The organism is Desulfosediminicola ganghwensis (genome assembly GCF_005116675.2).
Lineage (GTDB): Bacteria > Desulfobacterota > Desulfobulbia > Desulfobulbales > Desulfocapsaceae > Desulfopila > Desulfopila ganghwensis.
Genome location: NZ_CP050699.1, coordinates 4,819,915 through 4,840,153, shown reverse-complemented (window position 1 = coordinate 4,840,153; position 20,239 = coordinate 4,819,915). Strand labels below are relative to the sequence as shown.

The 20,239-nt window shown below is 46.6% G+C and carries 8 protein-coding genes; 5 read left to right on the top strand and 3 right to left on the bottom strand.

The window, feature by feature from the left end; translation table 11 throughout:
* Window positions 1–17 precede the first annotated feature (17 nt).
* Both FCL45_RS20735 and FCL45_RS20730 read left to right on the top strand, forming a co-directional pair.
* A complete protein-coding gene (locus tag FCL45_RS20735) occupies window positions 18–2,876 on the top strand; it encodes an FAD-binding and (Fe-S)-binding domain-containing protein (RefSeq protein ID WP_136796935.1) in 2,859 nt (952 codons plus the stop codon).
* Between the two features lie 221 nt (window positions 2,877–3,097).
* Window positions 3,098–5,818, top strand: a complete 2,721-nt coding sequence (locus FCL45_RS20730; protein WP_136796934.1) for a hybrid sensor histidine kinase/response regulator — start codon at window positions 3,098–3,100, stop codon at window positions 5,816–5,818.
* Here FCL45_RS20730 and FCL45_RS20725 read toward each other — a convergent pair.
* Window positions 5,815–7,155 (bottom strand): replication-associated recombination protein A, encoded by a 1,341-nt coding sequence (locus tag FCL45_RS20725; protein ID WP_136796933.1) that lies wholly within the window; start codon window positions 7,153–7,155, stop codon window positions 5,815–5,817. The two genes, FCL45_RS20730 and FCL45_RS20725, sit on opposite strands and share 4 nt — an antisense overlap.
* Before the next feature lie 963 nt (window positions 7,156–8,118).
* On the opposite strand from FCL45_RS20725, the gene FCL45_RS20720 reads away from it, so the two are divergent.
* The 3 genes from FCL45_RS20720 (at window position 8,119) to FCL45_RS20710 (ending at window position 12,827) form a co-directional block, all read left to right on the top strand.
* Window positions 8,119–9,375 (top strand): tyrosine-type recombinase/integrase, encoded by a 1,257-nt coding sequence (locus FCL45_RS20720; RefSeq protein WP_136796932.1) that lies wholly within the window; start codon window positions 8,119–8,121, stop codon window positions 9,373–9,375.
* A 579-nt stretch (window positions 9,376–9,954) separates the two neighbouring features.
* A complete protein-coding gene (locus FCL45_RS20715; RefSeq protein WP_136796931.1) occupies window positions 9,955–10,209 on the top strand; it encodes a hypothetical protein in 255 nt (84 codons plus the stop codon).
* Window positions 10,209–12,827, top strand: coding sequence for a DUF3987 domain-containing protein (locus tag FCL45_RS20710; RefSeq protein WP_136796930.1), 2,619 nt, complete (start codon window positions 10,209–10,211; stop codon window positions 12,825–12,827). Before FCL45_RS20715 ends, FCL45_RS20710 begins: the two co-directional genes overlap by 1 nt.
* Window positions 12,828–13,333: 506 nt before the next feature.
* Here FCL45_RS20710 and FCL45_RS20705 read toward each other — a convergent pair.
* On the bottom strand, window positions 13,334–17,194 hold the full coding sequence (locus FCL45_RS20705; RefSeq protein WP_136796929.1) for an AAA family ATPase: 3,861 nt from the start codon (window positions 17,192–17,194) through the stop codon (window positions 13,334–13,336).
* A gap of 951 nt (window positions 17,195–18,145) precedes the next feature.
* A complete protein-coding gene (locus FCL45_RS20700) occupies window positions 18,146–20,044 on the bottom strand; it encodes a hypothetical protein (protein WP_136796928.1) in 1,899 nt (632 codons plus the stop codon).
* Window positions 20,045–20,239: the final 195 nt, after the last annotated feature.

The window sequence follows — 20,239 nt, the reverse complement described above, 5'->3', positions numbered from 1 at the left end:
CAGAATGGAGAGTTCATATGAACGCCAGTACCAGTGTCCCCCCTGCCACCGGTCATCTTACCGGTGATTATCGTCGATTTAATCAACTGATTCAGAAGATTATATCAAGTGAAAGGATTATAACTGATCCTCTTCGTACCCTCGCCTACGGAACAGATGCCTCCTTTTACCGCCTTATTCCGCAAGTTGTAGTTCGGGTGGACAATGAGCAGGAGGTGGCGGACCTGTTGAGAGCCGCGGAGACGTGTCAGGTTGCGGTGACCTTCAGAGCTGCGGGAACCAGCCTGTCTGGTCAGGCTATTTCAGACTCCGTTCTGGTATTGGCCACAACGGCCTGGCAAGAGAGAGAAGTTCTCGATGACGGTGGGCGGATACGTTTACAACCAGGTGTAATAGGAAAACACGCAAACAGTATTCTGGCACCATTTGAGAAAAAGATCGGCCCCGATCCAGCTTCGATAAATGCTGCCATGATCGGCGGTATCGCAGCCAATAACGCCAGTGGCATGTGTTGCGGCACTGCCCAGAACAGTTATAAGACCGTTGCCGGGATGCGGATCATTTTTCAAGATGGAACATTGCTCGATACGGCAGACGAAGCGAGTCGGAGTAATTTTCTTCAGAAGCGCGGGGACCTGGTTGAGGGCATTGAAGCGCTGAGTCGGGAAGTAAAGGCTAACGAGGTGCTGGCCGGAAGAATCCGCGACAAGTTCAAAATCAAGAACACCACGGGTTATAGCCTCAACGCCCTGGTAGATTTTACAGATCCAATCGATATAATCACCCACTTGATGATCGGCTCTGAAGGAACTCTTGGTTTTATCTCTGAAATTACCTATCAGACGGTCGATGAATATGCCAACAAGGCGAGTGCGCTGGTATTTTTTCCGACGATCAGGGAGGCGTGTCAGGCCACAGAGCTGTTACGGCAGCAGCCTGTTGCCGCGGTGGAGCTGATGGACCGGCCAGCTCTCAGGTCCGTAGAAGACAAGGAAGGCATGCCGGAATATCTGAAAGAACTCCCTGAAGGAACCACTGCGCTCTTGGTTGAGACCCGCGCAGCAGAGAAGGAGACACTTTCGGCGAATATCGAATCTATCAGTGGCGCGCTTGCAGAGGCGTCATTGGTCCTGCCTCTGAAATTCACCGATAAGCTAGAGGAGTACACCCTCTACTGGAACATCCGGAAAGGTCTGTTCCCTGCGGTTGGTGCTGTTCGGGAGACGGGCACCACAGTGATTATTGAAGATGTCGCTTTCCCTATTTCTCATCTTGCAGACGCTGCGGTTGAACTGCAGCAGGCAATGGCCCGGTTCAACTACGATGGTATTATTTTCGGCCATGCCCTGGAGGGTAACCTCCATTTCGTTTTCACTCAGGATTTCGGCAGCCAGGAAGAAATCGACCGCTATGAGGGGCTGATGCAGGAGGTGTGTACCATGGTGGTCGAAAAGTATGGCGGCTCTCTTAAAGCCGAGCATGGAACTGGTCGCAATATGGCCCCATTCGTCGAATATGAATGGGGGCGTGATGCATATCTGCTGATGAAACGCATTAAAGCACTTTTTGATCCCAATGAATTGTTGAACCCTGGAGTGATATTGAATGCCAACCCGAAAGCGCATCTCGAAAACCTCAAGCCACTGGCAGCAACTCATCCCCTGGTCGACAAGTGTATCGAGTGCGGGTTTTGTGAACCGCAGTGCCCATCGCGGGATATTACCCTCAGTCCCCGTCAGAGAATCACTGTTCAGCGGGAGATTTCCCGGCTCAAAGTGACCAAGGAAGACCCGGACAGGTTAAAGAGTCTGGTGGATGCGTACAAATATTATGGAGATGCGACCTGCGCGGCGGATGGTTTATGTCAAAGTGCCTGTCCGGTGGGCATCAATACCGGGGAGTTGACCAAGGCCCTGCGAAATGATGAGGTTGCAGGCACATATAAAGAGAATATTGCTAAATTGTCGGCCAGGAATTTTGCGGCTCTCACGGGGGCGATCCGTATGAGCCTGAAAGGCGTAGACCTGGTGCATAAGCTGCTGGGTACCGACGCAATGGACAAAATTGCGACTACTGCCAGGAAAATCAGCGGTAACAGGCTTCCTCTCTGGACTCCGGAAATGCCCAAAGGTATCAAAAAACGGGGCTATGCTCCTATCAAGGCCAACGGCGGTGGTCAGGTTGTCTACTTCCCAAGCTGTATTTCGAGGACCATGGGGCCATCCCGTGGTGACGGTGAGCAGCGGGTACTGATGGAAATCACTGAAACGGTGCTTAAGAGGGCGGGGTACGGAGTGATCTACCCGAAAGAGACCGACAGCCTCTGTTGCGGAGTGCCGTTTCAGAGTAAAGGTGCCTTCAGGCAGGCCGATGAAAAGAGTGCTGACCTTGAGCGAGTCCTGCTCGAGGCAAGCGGTGGTGGGTTGGTACCTATATTATGCGATACCAGTCCGTGTATCTACCGGATGCGGGAGGCTATGGATAAGCGCTTACGGCTCTATGAACCGGTAGAATTTATACATGACTTTATTTTACCGAAACTGGACATCACACCACTGAAAGAAACCGTCACTATTCATACCACCTGCTCCTCCGAGAAAATGGGTTTGGCGCCAAAGTTCCTGGCGGTGGCACAGGCGTGTGCATCTGAGGTGGTGGTGCCGGAAAAAGTTGGCTGTTGCGGATTCGCCGGTGATAGAGGTTTCACTTTCCCGGAACTTAACGCTTCAGCGCTGAAAGATTTACGTCCTGCTGTGGAGGGTGGTGGCGCTGTGGCAGGGTATTCGAATAGTCGTACCTGCGAGATAGGCTTGTCGCTTCATTCGGGCATACACTATCGATCGATTATGTACCTTATCGAACAGTGCAGCCGTTGATCATAGTGTTCGTTGGCAGTGGTCGAGTTTGTTGTCAATGAACTCTGGTTTCTAAATTTGTGTATATTATTGTTAACAATTATAAAATATTGATCGACTATTGTTTGCAAGTTGCACCATACTCCGGTTACTTTGAACTCCTGAATTGATGGAGTGAAGAGTTTTGTGAAAAGCGGGGCGGCAGTGCCGCTCAACGCCTGGTGTTAATCGGGGTTTGGTGCATGAACCATATCTTCAAAAGTATTCCTTTTCGAATTTGCGCCTCGATTCTGGCAATCGAGGCGATGCTGCTGTTTGTCGGTGGCATCTATTTTATCGGATATTTCAATCGCACTATAGACAAAGAGTTGTCCCTGCATCTTAAGATGCCTGGCAAACTGATTTCGGAAAGGCACCTCGACAACTCGGTGTTTGAGAACATGGCACTTCTTTCCGGCCTTGTCGGACAGCATGTCATCGCTGCTGGCCTGGCCGATGAAGATGGCGAAACCATTGCCGGTTTTATTCCAAAGGAAATTGTAAGCAGAATTGATTTGCTGCCAACCTCTGAGGTGATCTCTGTAGATGACGGGGAAAATCTGGCTTTGCTTGATCACTTCGTTGTTGGAGACCAGCCGGTAATCTTCTTCATAGAAGTGAGCGGAGATAGGGTGCATGCAGAAAAGAAAATGTTATGCCACCAGTTCTCACTATGGGCGCTTGTTATACTTCTTTTGAGTTCGGCCCTTGAGGTGTGGGCAGTCTATCGTATGGTGGTACCTCGTATCAGGCAGACTTCATCTGTACTACGTAAGATAGTTGAGGGGGATTTCTCGGTGCGTACCGGCGCGACAGGGCCTCCTGACCAGCTGGGAACTATGATGGAGCATGTCAATATGATGATCTCCACCATCGAAGCCTATACGGTGAAGCTCAAAGTGCTGAACAGCGCTGCTGAGAAATTCTCTCTCGCCAGAAATACTGAAGAGATTATCGATGTGGCGACAGAGCTGATTGAAGCGCAGTTGCCGGTCAGGCGCCAGAACAATGATCGTGTCGATTATGAATATAATTTTACAGGTTCAGTGGGCGCAGGGCGGCAAGGTGGGGCGGAAGACCACGAAATTATATTTACTTTGCCGATAGCAGATGATGAGTTCAATTACCGGGTAGTGCCCTTCGTTGCCACAAGATACTACAACGGTTTTGCCACGGTCGATCAGGATTTTATCGCTACCCTGTCACGGATGGTTACAGTTGCCGTTGATCGAGTGACCGCCTTTGAGGAAATTTCCAACGCTGAGTCTCGTTATCGCCATCTTTTTACTTCCGCCATTGAAGGAATCATCAGGACTTCACCGACCGGCAGAATAACCGAGATGAATCCTGCGATGGCAGCCATGGCAGGTTATGAGTCGATACAGGAGATGATAGAAGAAGTCGGCAAACTGGGCGAGCAACTGTACAGAGACCCTGCCGACTGGGTTAACGTCTGTTCCGTATTAGAAAAGAGTGGCCAGCTTCTCGACTGCGAAGTGGAGTTCAGACGAAAAGACGGTACAATCTTTCCTGTTTCTATCTCTGGCAATGTGGTGCGCAGTGAACATGGTGAGGTCCAGGCCTATGATGCACGGATATTCGACATTTCTGAGAGAAAGCGCCGGGAGAAGGCAGAGCGGGACCATCTCAAGGCGGAAGCGGTAAATGTAGCCAAAAACAAAGTTGTCGATGACCTGGAGTGGAAAAACAGGCAGTTGGTCGAGGCCCTGAATGAGCTGAAAACCGCCCAGATTCAGTTGCTGCAGAGTGAAAAAATGGCGGCAGTTGGGCAGACAGCAGGTGGTGTGGCGCATGACCTGAATAATATCCTCTCCGGCGTCGTTGGTTACCCCGAGCTGTTACTTGCCAGCCTGCCGGAGCAGAGCGAGATCCGCCAACCAATCGAGATGATTCTCAAGTCAGGGCAAAGGGCTGCGGCAATCGTGAGCGATCTGACGGCCCTGACCCAGGGTGACATCCGGGAGAAATGTGCCTTAGAACTTGAAACTCTTATCAACGATGTACTGCGGTCAGAATGGTTTCAGCATTTTATTGAAGATAAGCCGGGGGTTGAAGTAGTTACAGCCTTTAATGAAGAACCGACCATAATCTTCGGCTCACCTTCTCATATGGAGAAGATGATGAGAAACCTTCTGGCAAATTCTATTTTCTGGCTCAAAGGGCCAGGCAAGGTTCGTATTTCAGCCTGCACAGAACGGGTACACAGGAGTATCGATGCCGAGGGCAATGAAATCTCAGACAGCGTGGCGGTGCTGCGGGTCGAAAATGATGGGCCGACAATTTCAGACGATGATAGCAAAAATGTCTTTGAACCGTTCTATACCAGAAAAGTTCTTGGTATGCAGGGAACCGGGCTCGGTTTGACCGTAGTCTGGAATATGGTCAACGAGCACGGCGGTTCCATTTCTGTTGATAGCCAAAAGGAACGGGGGACAATCTTTACAATTCACCTGCCGTCTGACGAGGGGGCAGTGCCCCACAGATTCGAAGAGTTTCCGGAAGCTGGTGGTGCAGCAGGTGGGCGGATTCTGGTAATTGATGATGAACAGCTCCAGCGTGATATTGCGAAGAGAATGCTGGAACGCTTTGGTTATGATGTAAAAACGTGCCAGTCGGGCGAAGAGGCTGTGGAATTCTTAAAGAGCCGGAGTGTCGATCTGATCATCCTTGATATGTTGATGCCGCCGGGCTTGAACGGGCTTGAGACCTATCGTCGGATTCTTGAAATTCAACCTCAACAGAAGGCTATAATCGTCAGTGGCTACGCGGAAAACAAGGATGTTCAGCGGGCTATGGAGCTTGGTGCCGGTGTGTATGTGAAAAAGCCGTACACCATGCACCAGATTGTACAAAGTGTGAACCGGGAGCTGCAGATACAACGATTCCGGGCAGACGATATTTAAAGATCGTCTGCGGCATCAGCTTTTTTCGCCATTTGCTGCGACTTTAAGCTTTCCCACCAGTCGAGTCTGCGCTGGATCTCTTTTTCAAAGCCATAGGGTGAGGGGGAGTAATAGCTCTTTTCTTCCATGTTATCAGGGAAGTATCTCTGGTAGCTGTAGCCGTTATCATAGGCGTGGGAATATTTGTACCCCTTGTTATAGCCAAGATCTTTCATGAGTTTGGTTGGGGCGTTACAGATATGGAGCGGCACCTTGAGATGCCCTGTATCTCTGGCGTCGTCTCGTGCTCCAAACCAGGCCACTTCAGTGGTGTTACTTTTGGGTGCGGTTGCCAGATATATGGTGAGCTGGGTGAGAGCAGTCGACGCCTCGGGCATCCCCAGAAAATGCACAGAATCTTTGATAGCCATAGCCTGCACAATTGCCTGCGGGTCGGCAAGCCCCACATCTTCAGTGGCGATGCGTACCAATCTCCGGGTGATATACATCGGGTCTTCTCCCGATTCCAGCATTCTGGCCAGCCAGTAAAGTGCCGCCTGTGGATCACTGCCCCTGATGGATTTCTGGAAAGCGGAAATCAGGTTGTAATGCTCCTCGCCCTGTTTGTCGTAGAATTGTGAGCGCTGGGAGATCGATTGCAGCACCTGCTCCGCAGTAATTGTCTCACCCCGAGTCATCCCGCGCGACACCAGTTCAAGGTTGTTCAGGGCTTTTCTGCCGTCGCCTCCGGATTTTTCTGCCAGGACCCGAAGTGCCTCATCATCGGCTTTCAGATCTCTGGGTAGTTGCTCCACAGCTCGTTTGAGAATTCGAGTAATGCTTTCCTCGCTGAGTTGTTCCAATACAAAAACATGACAGCGGGAGAGAAGAGCACTGATCACTTCAAATGATGGATTTTCGGTGGTGGCACCGATAAGCACTATAGCTCCTGATTCCACATAGGGGAGGAAAGCATCCTGCTGGGATTTATTGAAGCGGTGAATCTCGTCAACAAAGACCAGCGTCTTTTTGTTTTCCCGGTAGAGCCTGTTCTTCGCTTCTTCCATGAGGATTTTCACTTCACCTATCTTGGTGAGCACTGCACTCAAAGCACAAAAGGCGTGACTGGTATTCTGCTCGATCAGCCTGGCAATTGTGGTCTTGCCGGTACCGGGAGGGCCCCAGAGCACGAAAGAACTGTAGTTATCGGAGTGAATCATCGACTCCAGCAGGGAACCTGCCGAGAGCAGTTTTTCATGTCCGACAATATCATCCAGATTACCGGGGCGTGCGCGTTCGGCAAGAGGGATGTCAGTTGGTGCACTGGATGATTCTAAAAACGATAACTGTTTGGACATAGTTGCAATTTGCTTTGAATGAGTTTCCACAAAAAATGACGCGAGAAATCACGTTAAAATATTCTCGCTCAATATGACCTGCTCACTGTCATTGTCTGCCAAAATAACCAATGTGCCCTGGTATGTCCATACAAGGCTCTCTCAGGATAATATGTACGTTAGCCAAAAGATGGTGTGGCCAGGTATAATGGCTGGGTATTGACCGGAGCAAGTACGAAAGTATGATAAATAAACAGCCTGTTAGAGGTTGCAGGGAAGATATGACACGGTCAGGGAAGTGGTGGCGGAGAAGCCCAGGAAATTAAATCAGAAGGGAAGCTGTTTCTTTCCCTGTCAGCAATCAGGCACTGCTTCTCAGGTATATGACAACGAGACTGACTAAAAGAGCTACGAAAACAACAATTGCATAGCCTATAAAGCCTGAGAGGCGTGACCTGTCTTTCTTGTGACCCTGGTTGGATGGCAGTTCTTTGCTCATAGCGCTTTACAGGTTTTGGTTGAAATGGTTGTGGCTCGGTAAGGTCGTAACCGAGTGCATCGCTGACTCCAGTCGTGCATTAAAGAATAGGTCAATTATATGGCGAAAAATCAGAAACAACAAACCTGGAATCAGCTGAAGGGAGGAGATGAGTGGTAAAGTAGGGCAAGGAAGAGAGCGAGGGAGAGTGCGAGTGCGAAGTAGCGGCTCTGTAGTGATCCTGATCACCCACAAAACAAAAAAGGACTTAGCACGTTGATGCTAAGTCCTTGATATATATGGTACACCCGAAGGGATTCGAACCCCTGACACCCAGGTTCGAAGCCTAGTGCGATGAGAGTCCCTCAGAGTCCCTAAATGTCTTTTATTATGTAATAGCATGTAGTTGGTTGATGTTTTCTGTCACTTGGAGTACGTCTTAATACCGAATTTGGTTGTTAAATGGTTGTTAAAGTAAGACGGAAGATGTGCCAAGGTGATTTCCTATGCCCAAGTGGATCAAAGACAATAGCAGTAAACTCGGTCTCTCTTATTACGAACATGATACTGAGAAGATTGGAGCCAGTAGAAGTCGTCGACTTAAAAGATATTACAGGCTTGTGTTCAAACACCCAATGACCAAAAAAACCGTTACAGATTATTTTGGGTGGGAGTCAGATTTCAAAGGTGGAAAAAGTGAGATCGAGCACTTGGCCCAAACTTTTAAGACAAACAGAAAGCTGAGGCAGGCTCCCTGCTCTTACAAAGAGTATTTGATTCAGCGGGAAAGAAGATTGACAGAGGAGTCTGAGGCTGAGCGGAAAGCAAAGGCAGAGGAAGAGAGGTTGAATCGAATTGTGTTTAGTCGTGTCTTCGATGAAAGTCTCTTTTATAAGCCAGATAATGAGTATAAAAGAAATACTATTCTGTTTTATAACAGATGGTTGAAAGGTGATCTTGGCTCGAAACGCTTGGACGAAATCAAATTGCTGGACCTGCAGCGGATTGAGAAACGGATGAGGCAGGAGGGGCGGGCAGAGAAGACGATAAAAACAATTAAAGAGATAGTTCGTCCTGTCTATACTTACGCAAGGAGACACGAGTTATACTTTGGGTCATCCCCAACAGAATTTTTTTTGGAAGGCCAGAAAATCAGTAATGCAAGGGAAGCCTATTATTCGCCTATCCAGGCGAATCAGTTGCTAGTTGCTCTGAAAGCTAGATCAATCCATGTATACCGGATCGCCTTAATTTCATTAAATACTGGTATGAGGTTCGGTGAGATAGCTGCTCTCAGGTGGCAAGATATTAGCATTGAAAATGAAACAATATACATTGCTAAACCCAAAAATGGAGAGGCTCGAACCGTACAAATTGTTCCTGCAGTTCGGGAGGTTTTTATCGAGATGAGGAGAGGGAAAAAAGGAGAATTGATATTTCCTGATAAAAACGGCAATGTCATGGGGAAAATACCTAATACCTTTCCAAGGGTAATTGATAGCCTGGGGTTCAACGAAGGTGTAACAGATCGAAGGCAGAAACTGACATTTCACTCACTCAGGCACACGACAGCCAGCTGGTTAGCGATTGAAGGCTATGATATTAGACTCATTGCTGAGGTTTTGGGGCACAAGACATTGCAGATGTCAATGAGGTATTCGAAGCTCAACAGTGAGACTATCAAGAAAGCAATGACAGAAACACTTTGTAAAAATCACGATGATGGTCAAGGGGAGATAATACCTTTAAGGGCTATTGCTTGACCTTGTGAAGCAGGGTGGTTGCCCAGACCTTTAAAAGATCTAATCCTCTCGGACGTACCAGATATAACGGGGACCTAGCTGATTTGGCTGAGTCCCCGTTTTTGTTTTGGAGATGATTTGGGCAACTTGTGGGCAACCTTTGCACAGGAATAGGTGTGTAACCAGTTGTTCACCAATCAACTATTCCCTCCATCCTCCTTGGTTTAGATCTGAGTATCTTCCCTTCTTGACTCTGAAACATCTATACAACTCTTGATCCCTCCCATTCAGAAGCCGTCTGTAGTTGCCTCACACTCTGTATTTTTCAATCAGGATTTCGTCACTTAATTCCGAGATATCTCACTACAAGCCGACTTGGAGGTTATGCTGCTACCGGTGTGCCCAGGGTATACCGATAAAGTCTTCCTGGCCCGATCAAAAGCACCTTGAGTAATTTTTTGAGCGACACCATGTCAGACTGTTTTCTTTGTGATCAAAATCGTAGAGATTAGACAGCACGATTCGGAGGCACAGTGCCTCCTACACTTTCTGATTTGTGCTGGCAATGCACACTCTTTCCTAATTTTATGTGGAGCAATTATGAGACTTAAACAGAACAAAGATTTCTTGGAAACGATCCTCAGAGAGGCAGGTGAAAGCTGGCCTACCACTTTCATTGCACGCAAAGAGGTACCGAAGTTCACCGGCGGTATGATCGCTGCCAACACCCTCAGAAACAGGGACAGCCAGGGTACTGGCCCAGACGGCAAGTTCCAGCTTGGTAAGCAGGTAGGATATCCGGTTGATAACCTGATCGATTGGCTGCTTGAGAATTATCAGGGAGGGAATTGTTAATGGAAGACATTTATATGTCTGATCACAAAAACAAAAAGGAACCAGAGGTGGTCGAGACCTCTGGTTCCGTAACAAGCAGCTCTGAAAAAAGGCTGCGGACTTCAAATCTTATGTCCTCACAAAGTACACCAATTCAGGCTGTAAGCGCAACACCTATGCAGGTGTCAGCACAGCCTACTCAGATTCCTGTGTCAAATGATGAAGATTCAACAATTGTCTCTATGAGTAATTATGCACAAAAACGTCTCATTCAGGGTATTTCTGTTATCCCCGCGAAAACTGATAAGTCGCCAGCTCTTAAGTCATGGAAGAAGTATCAGTCAGAGAAAATGTCTTTGGAGCTTGCTGGTGCTATCTTTGAAACAGCGGAATGCATGGCGCTAGTCTGTGGTGAGATCTCAGGAAATCTGGAGTGCTTGGATTTTGATAAGCCAGATCTTTTTGAGCCATTCATGAAAGCCCTGAACATAATGGATGAAGGTTTGGCGTCAAAGCTGATTTATCTTCAGACCCCGTCAAGTGGTTATCACATCCCATATCGCTGTATAAATCCAGTTGAAGGTAGTCAAAAGCTTGCTGTGTCTCTTGATAACAAAACATGGATAGAGACTAGAGGAGAAGGTGGATACTTTCTTACATACCCTTCTCCCAACTATTCATTTATCAAAGCTGATTTCGATAGCATGCCTACCCTGACGTCAAAAGAAAGGAGCACTTTGCTTTCGCTAGCTCACTCCTTTACTGAAAAAGTCGAATGTCATTCTAAAAGTAAGCCTGGTGGTACCGGTAAAAATAGACCTGGTGATATTTATAATGAACAAGTAACACCTGAAGTATGGCAAGACTTGCTGTTTGGTTCTGGCTGGAAATTTGCTGGAAAAGGTCCACGCGAGGAGATCTACTTGACTCGTCCAGGTAAAGAGTCTGGTGTTTCCGCCAGCTGGAAAGATGGGATGTTGTATGTATTCAGTACCAATGCCGGAATTCCGCCTGGCCCCCATTCTGCTTTTAGTGTCTACACCCACCTCAAGCATAACGGGGATTACTCCGCAGCGGCAAAAGAAATCAGCTTAACGATGCCGAAAAACCATGTGCCTGGGCAGATCAGGGTTAATCCAGAAGACTGGCCTGAACCTCTGCCAATTATCGGCGAGCGTGAAGCTGAACTGTATCCGATTGAGGTTCTTCCAGATATCGTAAAGGATGCGGTAAAGGAGGTGCAGAGCTTTGTACAGGCTCCTTTACCACTGGTTGCGGCATCTGCCCTTAGTACAACGTCTCTTGCAGTGCAAGCACATGTAGATGTTAAACGGGCAGAGGGGCTTACCGGCCCAACAAGCTTGAATATGTTGACTATCGCCGAGTCAGGTGAGCGTAAATCTGCCTGTGATAAGCTCTTCACGGAACCATTCAAGCTGTTTCATCAGGAACAGCAGAAATTTTACTCGGAAAAGTTGGCCGAATACAGTGCAGACAAAATCACATGGGGGGCGAAGCACAGAAGTCTCGTTGAAAAAATAGAATCTTTGGCTAATGCAGGTGAGAGTACTGTGGATGAAGAGGCTGACTTGCGTGAATTGGAAAAAGCCAAGCCTGCAGAGCCAGTAGTGGCACAGATGGTAAGGGGTGATGAAACTCCGGAAAATCTCATTTATTCATTGGCTCATGATTATCCGTCTGCTGGAATTATGTCGAGTGAGGCAGCCGTTGTCTTTGGTGGTCACGGGATGAAGTCGGAGTCGCAGATGAACTATATGGCGATGCTGAACTGCCTGTGGAGTGGTGAGGAGTACTCTGTTGGCCGCAAGACGTCAGGCTCTTTTACAGTGAGAGATGCACGGCTGACTGTAGGCTTGCAGACACAGGAAGCACCCCTACGTGCCTTTTTTAGTAAGTCTGACAACATGGCAAGGGGATTGGGCTTTCTCGCGAGATTTCTCGTATCTTGGCCTGAATCGACCCAGGGGAATCGCCCTTTCAAGCAGGCTCCAAAAGGTACACCATCACTAAAATCCTTTCAGCATAGAATTCTTGAGATTTTGAAACAATCGCCAGCCATGCATGAATCAGGTAAAGGTTTGGCTCCTACTATGCTGTGCCTCAGTGAGGAGGCATTCCAGGTTTGGGTAGAGTTTCACGACTATGTGGAAATGCAGCTTGGCGGTACCGGCATGTATAGCAACATGAAAGATGTGGCAAGTAAGGCAGCTGAAAATGTAGCCCGTCTTGCTGCTCTTTTTCATGTTGTCTCCGGTAATGGATTCGATAAGGAAATCGATGCTCACCAGCTTAAATCGGCAGGAAAACTTATGCTCTGGTATTTGAACGAGGCTGATCGCTTTATCGAGAAGATTGCACTTACAGGTGATCAGAAGTCTGTAGTCATGCTGGATGAATGGCTCCTGAAGTACTATCAGGAGAAGGGAACTACAAAAATCCCTGTTCGTGAGATCCAACAAAATGGACCTAAGTCTTTGCGTAAGAAGGACAAACACGAACCGGTGGTCAAAGCTCTGATCAAGCTGGATCGCTTACAGTTGATAATGGACGGGAGAAAGAAGATGGTTGAGTTGAACCCAAAACTGTTCAATACCTCTTCTGATGTAACGGTCCAATAATCGTTCGAGGTAGTGGCTACACTGGCTACTCCGGCTACGGCAGGGAAAGATAAAAAACATGTGTCGCAGGAGTAGCCAAATTAGCCGTAGCCAACGCTCATGATTATCCAGAGGTGCAGTCGGCGACCACCTACGACTGAAAATGGTAAGGCTTCCCTGAACAACAACCCTTAACCTGATCAGGAATAAGGTCAACCTGTCGAATTCGCATACCGCACTAGCCTTATCAGTATTAGTATCTATTTACTTTAGTACAATCGGTTAGTTGCCAGTGGATATTTAATGCCGGGTTTACGAACACATTTTCTGTTTTAATAGAGGACCTTACCTTCTCGTATAGCCTCATCCCAATGCGTACTCTTTATACCCTATTTTTGTTCGTCTTCTCGCACTTTTGCATTACCCTGAACTTTCAGGGCGGCTTCCTCCAGAATTACCGTTACCGGGAGCCTCTTGCTTAGTAATACTCCTTTCGCCTCCATCTGGTTGGGGCTAAGGCGCAGCGGCTATCTGAGGGAAAAATGCATTTTCGAATAGCGATCGGAGTCATCTTCTGAGACCAGGTCGTTCATGACCATCTTTTCAATGATCTCCTCGATTTTCTCGTCACTAATACCGCGCAGTTCATCTGTAGTCAGTACCTTGTCAAAATCCTGTTGGTTCTCGTAGATTTTTCGGCGCTTATCCCAATCGCTCATGTATGACTTGCTAGTCACTAGGCCCAAATGCTCCCAGTAGACGACGCGCTCGTCAGAAAATCGAATCTCGAAATCCGGATGAATATCAAAGGGCTGCCCTTTGACATCATAGGTGTTCTCGTAGTTAAACGAAAAGGTCCCATGTTTCTCACGAGCATCGAGAAGTTTGCGATAGATGATGTATTCAACCCGACTCTTAACGATAACGCCCTCATCGGGCATGTAAGCGTACCGCTCGCCACCCTCAGAGAATAGACTGGTCCTTCTGCCGATGACTGCACTTCGAGACCTAATTTTATTCAAAAAGGATGGGACATTGGGTATCTCCCCGCCCTGCTGGATCAGCAAAGTGACCTGGTTTCTAGCTCGGGTTAAAGCAGTGTAGAGCAGCTCCCGATGGGAGTATATTGCCTTTTCCGGCAACACGATGAAGACATGGTTAAATCCGCTGCCTTGGGATTTATGGACAGTGATCGCATACGCCAGCTCAAGTGCATTTGACGTGCGAAGAGAGCTGATCTTCAATGGCATATCACGCTCAAGAAAGAACACACGGCCGCCTTTGAGTATCGACCCCAAAGAGCCATTAGACACGACCAGTTCGTCCCCCCTGTACTCGTTCTGGGTATGCATCACCTTATCGTAAAGCTTGAAGACTTTTTCTCCTATCTTCTCAGACAGTTCAGCCTTCGGTCTAAGCTCATCCTGGAAAAACAGGTTGACGCCTGATGATCCGAAATAACCGTTCCGGTACGGCGTAAGTACTTGAAAACGCTCTAGGTCGCTGGGTTTGGTCGTTGCGCTGTCAATGCCCAAGAATCGTGGCAGCTCCGCTCGGTTAAATCCTTCTTTGCGCAGGAGCTCTGCAACCTTGTCATCAAGCTTTTTTCGCAGCTCTTTTCGTGAGGACCAGAACACCAGCTCGACATTCCCGCCGCAGATATGGTCCTCGTGTGCAGTCTGAGCGAGATAGCCTTCTGCGAACTTGCTTTCATTAGAAAATATTTTCGAGAACCCGATAAACTCATCGTTCATCTCCGCCCGGCAATTGACTTCAAGCTTTACACCGTAATCCCCTAGTGCCTCCGGGTCCTCAGTCATCATTTCGACAATGTCAGAAAACGGCTTTCCAAAACCGATAGGAGGGAGCTGGTTCGGATCGCCAACCAAAATCAGCCGATTGAGATGTTTTTTTTCGATATTACGCAGCAGTGCCGCAAGCTTCGGAAGGTCTACCATGGACGCCTCATCAATAATGAGGTTATGAATCACGCTCGTAGCCGCTTGCGCCTTGGTACTCTCTGCTTCTGTCAGAAACTTGTCGATGGTCTTTGCATCAACTGACGCAATTGCTTCTTCGTTATTCTTTAGTCTAATCACTGCCTTTCCAGTGAACGACAGGACACGATGCGTCTCGCGCTGGGAGCGGAAAAACTCGATGAGTTTAAGGAGTTCATAAGACTTTCCCGCGCCAGGTAATCCGGTGATGACGAAAAACGACTTGGATGCGACAAGGCTGTAAAGATGCTCCCGTTCCGCCTGAAACAGTGCGGCATCAAACCTGGGGCCGATTTTTTTGCCAAGTGCCGTGATGGCAGATGGAATATCCGCCTCAAGTGCCTTGGCGGACTTAGCGTGATCAGATCGTTCGATAAGATCGAGGATGAATTGCCGGACGAACAACTCATCGTCGTACAATTCCTTCAGGTAGTAGAACGTGCGGCCATCGACACGACGCATAACCAGCTTTTCCTGAAAGTGCTTTTCTGCCTCCTCCTTCGGTTCCTTGAGATGCCGGTCCACAGAGTACGGCGTATCTGCCTTGTAAAAGAGGGAATAGGACTCAGCCTCTTCGATGATTTCGTCTACATCAAGGAAGCAATCCCCGCTATATTCCCTATTTCTCAAGATCTCGATCACCACGGCTCGCAGACGCCGGTGATCTGTTGCCCTTAGATCATGGAGCTCCTTAACGCGATGCTGATACTTCACAAGCGGCAGAAGCGCCAGATCGATCTTTAACAGATCGATGGGGCCGTCGATTTTCTCGCCTGACAGTGAGGCCTCAAGCTCTTGCCCAGGTTGGTAGTTCTCAAAAAGCAGGTAGGGGTTCTCGCAGATCTCTCTTAGTGAATGCCGAATGCCCTCCTTACCACTAATTCGAGCAAACTGATGGACCGTCAAATTTAGACTGGCCAGGCGCGCAATGTTCTTTGCGGTGAGATCTTGCTCGTACATGAAATCCTGCACCTCAGACAGAAGGTCACCGAACTGATCGCCAAGAGCGCTCTGCTCTCCGGCAAATGCAGCCATCAGGTCTTTCACGTCTTCCTCGGCTGAGCGGTCAATGCTCTCGACAAGCTCGGATACCCTTATTTCGTAGTTTTCTCGTACGCCGGGTATTGCTAGCAACAGGTTCTTAAGCCCCGGTTGATAACCTCGTTTATCCCAAGTGTGAGCGATTAGCTCTTCGATTCTGCCGAGCTGTGCATGTATTTGTGAGGTATCTATAACTTCATGCTCTTTAACCTTGAGGAGGCTGCGCCGGATCTTGGTCAAAAGGTAGATAGCCTGATCATCATCAATATGCTTTGCAACATAGGTAAAGCCATCGCGTAGCTCCGGCTCGTCAATCGTTACCGCGATCTCATTCAGAAGCTCCTCTCCAACGCCTCCTTCTCTTGCGAGTAAATCCAGATACTCATGGTAGGGAATGCGAACCCCTGTATCCTCCACATCAAGTGTATACCGTAGCGCCCAGTTCATCGATGGAAAATTTGGCTGCTTCAGTTGTGCTGCCTTGTTCGCGAGCGTCTCCGCACTGATGTCAAAATACTGTGGCTCGCCCTGCTCAACGAGCAACGCACAGCCGGTCACGAGATATTTCATCTCCTCGCCGGAGACAGGATTGCTATAATTGCAGTACGTGAAGACAACACTTTCCGCAGGGCGGACATTGCGTTGAAACAGACGGATTCTGTTTTCGAAGATTTTCTTTGGATAGTAGTTACCAGCGTATTTTTTTTTCTCTTCCTCGTTCTTAACGAAGGACAACTTAAATGGCCATGAAATTACAGAATATGGTGGTAGCGACTCATCGATAAAAGGGAAATCCGCAGCGACCGGATTATCGTGCTTAAAGGTCAGTGGCTCTGGACCAAAGGCGTTTATGGACCAAAAGCATGGCGGCTGGTACTGGCCAAGCTCAGAGGTGTCTGCCTTACAGCCAGCGCAACCAGGTTGTGTTTCAATCTCCAGATCGCGGCGACGCCGAATTCGATCCGAAAGGAGGGAATATTCACCAACACAGTAGTCGTTCTTGGCGGCTTCTTTGCATATGGTCCCGTTCCAACGGTTGTCATGCCAGGCCATGCGCAGGCAGAGGTGTTTGATGTCGATGTCCGGTGCTTCGGTGTGTGCATGAGCGGCAAGATCGCCGTCATGGCTATTCCTTTCTGCCAGGGACTTACTGTGCAAGCCAGCACAGATGCGATGTAGCGCTTTTATCTGCTTGTAGGAGGGTACATTGCCAGACTGGAGCCTCTTCGCACTGTTGTAGGCGATATTTTTGCTCTTGCCAGAGAGGCCCTGGTTTTTTGAGAGATCGAATACATCCTGCACATCAAGACTTAATACCCATTTTTTTAGGTCTTCAAAGTCCTTTGCCATACCGTCACCTGATTACTATTTGTTGGTGATAAGAATTCGGTTTTCAGCGAGGTGATCAAAAAACGTGCGAGTCGAGAAAGTCGAGGATAACCAACCCCTATCCCCCCCGATCGCCACCCTGCTCGATAGCATTTTCCCTGCAAAACAAGCTCGACAACACTAAAGACTTTTGCTCATCTGGGGCAGTTTACCGTAAATATCGAAATTTAAGCTACAAAACAGGAAAATAGATGTCAAAATATTAATTGACATCGGCTAGGATGCACTTTGCCGCAACCGTTTTGACGAACAGTGAAATTGAGATGGTACGGGAGAAAATGGGGACAGATTTATTTTCTTTTGGTTCTTCATATCTGAAGATTGGTAAATCAAATCTCAAGAATCGTTTTCATTTCGAGGAGTTGAGATATCTACTGTTGATCCACTATTGAACCCTGCCAGATTCATGCCTCCCATCTAGGTGAGGCTGCAAGTGGGATATTTTGAATATAGGGCCCAAAAGTCAGGTGGCTACGGCTAATTTGGCTACTCCGGCTACAGTGATTTTTGGTTTATTCAAAAAAACTGTCGCAAGTGTAGCCGTTGTAGCCGTAGCCACTGGCATAAAATCTGACACGGATCTCACTGACCTGAACAGTAGACATCTCATGCATGGGCATGATTGACCGATGATGTGGTTTATGCTGACAATCTTAACCGACATGTCATGACTGATTTGAAAGTATTATCAAGCACCGCTCACGGTGCTTGACGGAGTAACTGTGTATTGGTCTGAGGATGAAATCCGAGGCCGATATAATCTGGGATAATCTCAAAAAAAATAGTCAATTTGTATCTTACACCATGCGCCCAGTTTCATCTATTATTCAAAAGAGAGACTCTGGTTCGACTCCCACCGCTTTTACCGCCTAAGTATCCGAAATTAAGCACTTTTACAGTTTTTGATTTCGGTTATTTTTGTTCCCGGTTTGTTCCCTCAGTTTCTTTTATTCGTTTTAAGTGACTTTGAATTGTCTCAAGATGTTTAACAACCTTCATTTTCTGGTAGTTTGATCCAGAACCTATAGTTGAGAGGGCTTCCTCCATTTTTTCTAAGAGAGGGCGACTTGTTGAGATGAGTTGAATAGTTCGCTGCATTTTGCTATGAAGTTTTCGGTCATCGATTTTTTCCATATACTCAAGGAATACTGCTGATTCTGAATTTTCCAATACTTGTTTTTGCTCTGGATCAATTCGAGAATTTTGAAACACATCGTCTAAGATTTCTTCCTCCAGTAAGTTTCTCTTTTTCATCTCTTGAAATTCATTGCACTTTTGGAGGAAATATTCGTTGGTTGGGGGAGAAGTGTAAATTGGGTCGGGATCACTGAGATCAAAAACTTCCTCTATTAATCCTTGTTTTTCAATAAACAAATCTATTATTTCTTTTGTTCCATCCTCATCTTGAATGATATCATCAAGATAAAATATCATGCTACGCAAATCATTACCGGACCAGTACTGAATTCCTGAATAAGCTCTTTGAAATATCAAATCTCTTAGTTGGGTTGTGTCATCTGATAAATTTCGCAACCAGAGATTCCTGATATCATCGAGACTACCTTGTTCACGATATCGTGTCAGTCTATTTGATATTTCTTTTATTGTTAAAGCTAGCTTTTCCGTATTGAATTCACCAGATTTGAGATAGGTGGTCAATATTTCATCAAAAGAGTCTACTTCTAATCCTCCATACTCAAGTAATATTTGAACCTTAGAGTCTACGATTTCTTTATCTTCGGAAAATCTTTCATCTGAGGATGAAGCGAGTTGTGTATAAAAATTACCATTAAGTAGGTCGGGAATATCTTCGATTTTGATTGTTGAGCTTATTGCTGTGTTGTCTGGTTCCTTGGAATAATGATGAAAGAAATAGAATACAATTTTGTTGTATAGATAGGCTCTCGTGTCTGATTCCATTTCGTATTCGGGATGGATGCTGTGGAGTCTATCAATAAATTTATTGATTTTCAGGATTATTCGTATGTTTCTGATGTCAAGTTTCGTGCAATATTCAATAATCGAATGGGGTTCATTTTTACCTATAGGTTTTGCTATTTCGATTAACTCATCAATGCTTGGTGTGAATTCTATTTCGCTGTCAGAAACCTTTTCTTTATACTTTATGATCTGCTTAAGTTCTGGGCCTAAGTCACTAAAAGCATTTTCATTTAGAATGATAATTACTTTGCAGAGTCGTTGTTCTTTAAGAAATGCAACAAGTCCCATAATATCATCTATCTCTAGACCCTTTCCCTTCCGCTCTAGATCATCGATACACACTATACTCTTTTTAATAAGGGCAAATGATATTCGGTTATAAATCGTTCCAAGATTAAGAAGTATTCCATCAGAAATAGAAAATATTTCGGCGAGTTTGGTGAAGATGAAATTGAATAAAAATGAGATAAGTCCGAACAATGATCCGGCAATAAAACTTATTTTACCTTCTTGGGGTAGGTGACTGTATAATTTGCTGAATAATGATTTTAGTTTAGACTTTTTGTCCTTTTGCTTTGAAAATATGACTTCGAAGATTTCCTTTAATGTATAATGGATGGGCGGTTTGTTTTTGATTTGAGTTCTGTTTTCTGAAATCTGCTTTTTTAACTCATTAAGAGAATTGCAGCCAAAACAGGAAGAGTAGCTATAAGTTTTGTATTCTTCGTTGATTATATTTTTACTCGTCAAGAAGTAATCTTGCCACAGCCTTGTTTTTCCAGAGCCCCATTTTCCTTTTAGAATCAGTACTTCTGGGAGTGGATTATCTATAAAGTAGTCTAGTTCCAGCTTGATTTTTTCTGCATCCATGGTGAGGGGATAGATGTTATAGTATTTAGGTTATTTATTATCTGTGGTTGTTTTTTAAAAGGATATTTTCCTTTCAGAATTTTTTTGGTAAATCACACGAATATCATCTGAACCAACTCGATAATACCTTTCAAAAGCTTTATTGATTTTATGCATAGTCCCCTGCTTGATTTGCTCAGGTGTAAAATGCTCCCT

Bases quoted from the DNA above. Each gene is read 5' to 3' on its own strand.
- FCL45_RS20735 (WP_136796935.1), top strand. From the start codon at position 18: ATGAACGCCAGTACCAGTGTCCCCCCTGCCACCGGTCATCTTACCGGT.
- FCL45_RS20730 (WP_136796934.1), top strand. From the start codon at position 3,098: ATGAACCATATCTTCAAAAGTATTCCTTTTCGAATTTGCGCCTCGATT.
- FCL45_RS20725 (WP_136796933.1), bottom strand. From the start codon at position 7,155: ATGTCCAAACAGTTATCGTTTTTAGAATCATCCAGTGCACCAACTGAC.
- FCL45_RS20720 (WP_136796932.1), top strand. From the start codon at position 8,119: ATGCCCAAGTGGATCAAAGACAATAGCAGTAAACTCGGTCTCTCTTAT.
- FCL45_RS20715 (WP_136796931.1), top strand. From the start codon at position 9,955: ATGAGACTTAAACAGAACAAAGATTTCTTGGAAACGATCCTCAGAGAG.
- FCL45_RS20710 (WP_136796930.1), top strand. From the start codon at position 10,209: ATGGAAGACATTTATATGTCTGATCACAAAAACAAAAAGGAACCAGAG.
- FCL45_RS20705 (WP_136796929.1), bottom strand. From the start codon at position 17,194: ATGGCAAAGGACTTTGAAGACCTAAAAAAATGGGTATTAAGTCTTGAT.
- FCL45_RS20700 (WP_136796928.1), bottom strand. From the start codon at position 20,044: ATGGATGCAGAAAAAATCAAGCTGGAACTAGACTACTTTATAGATAAT.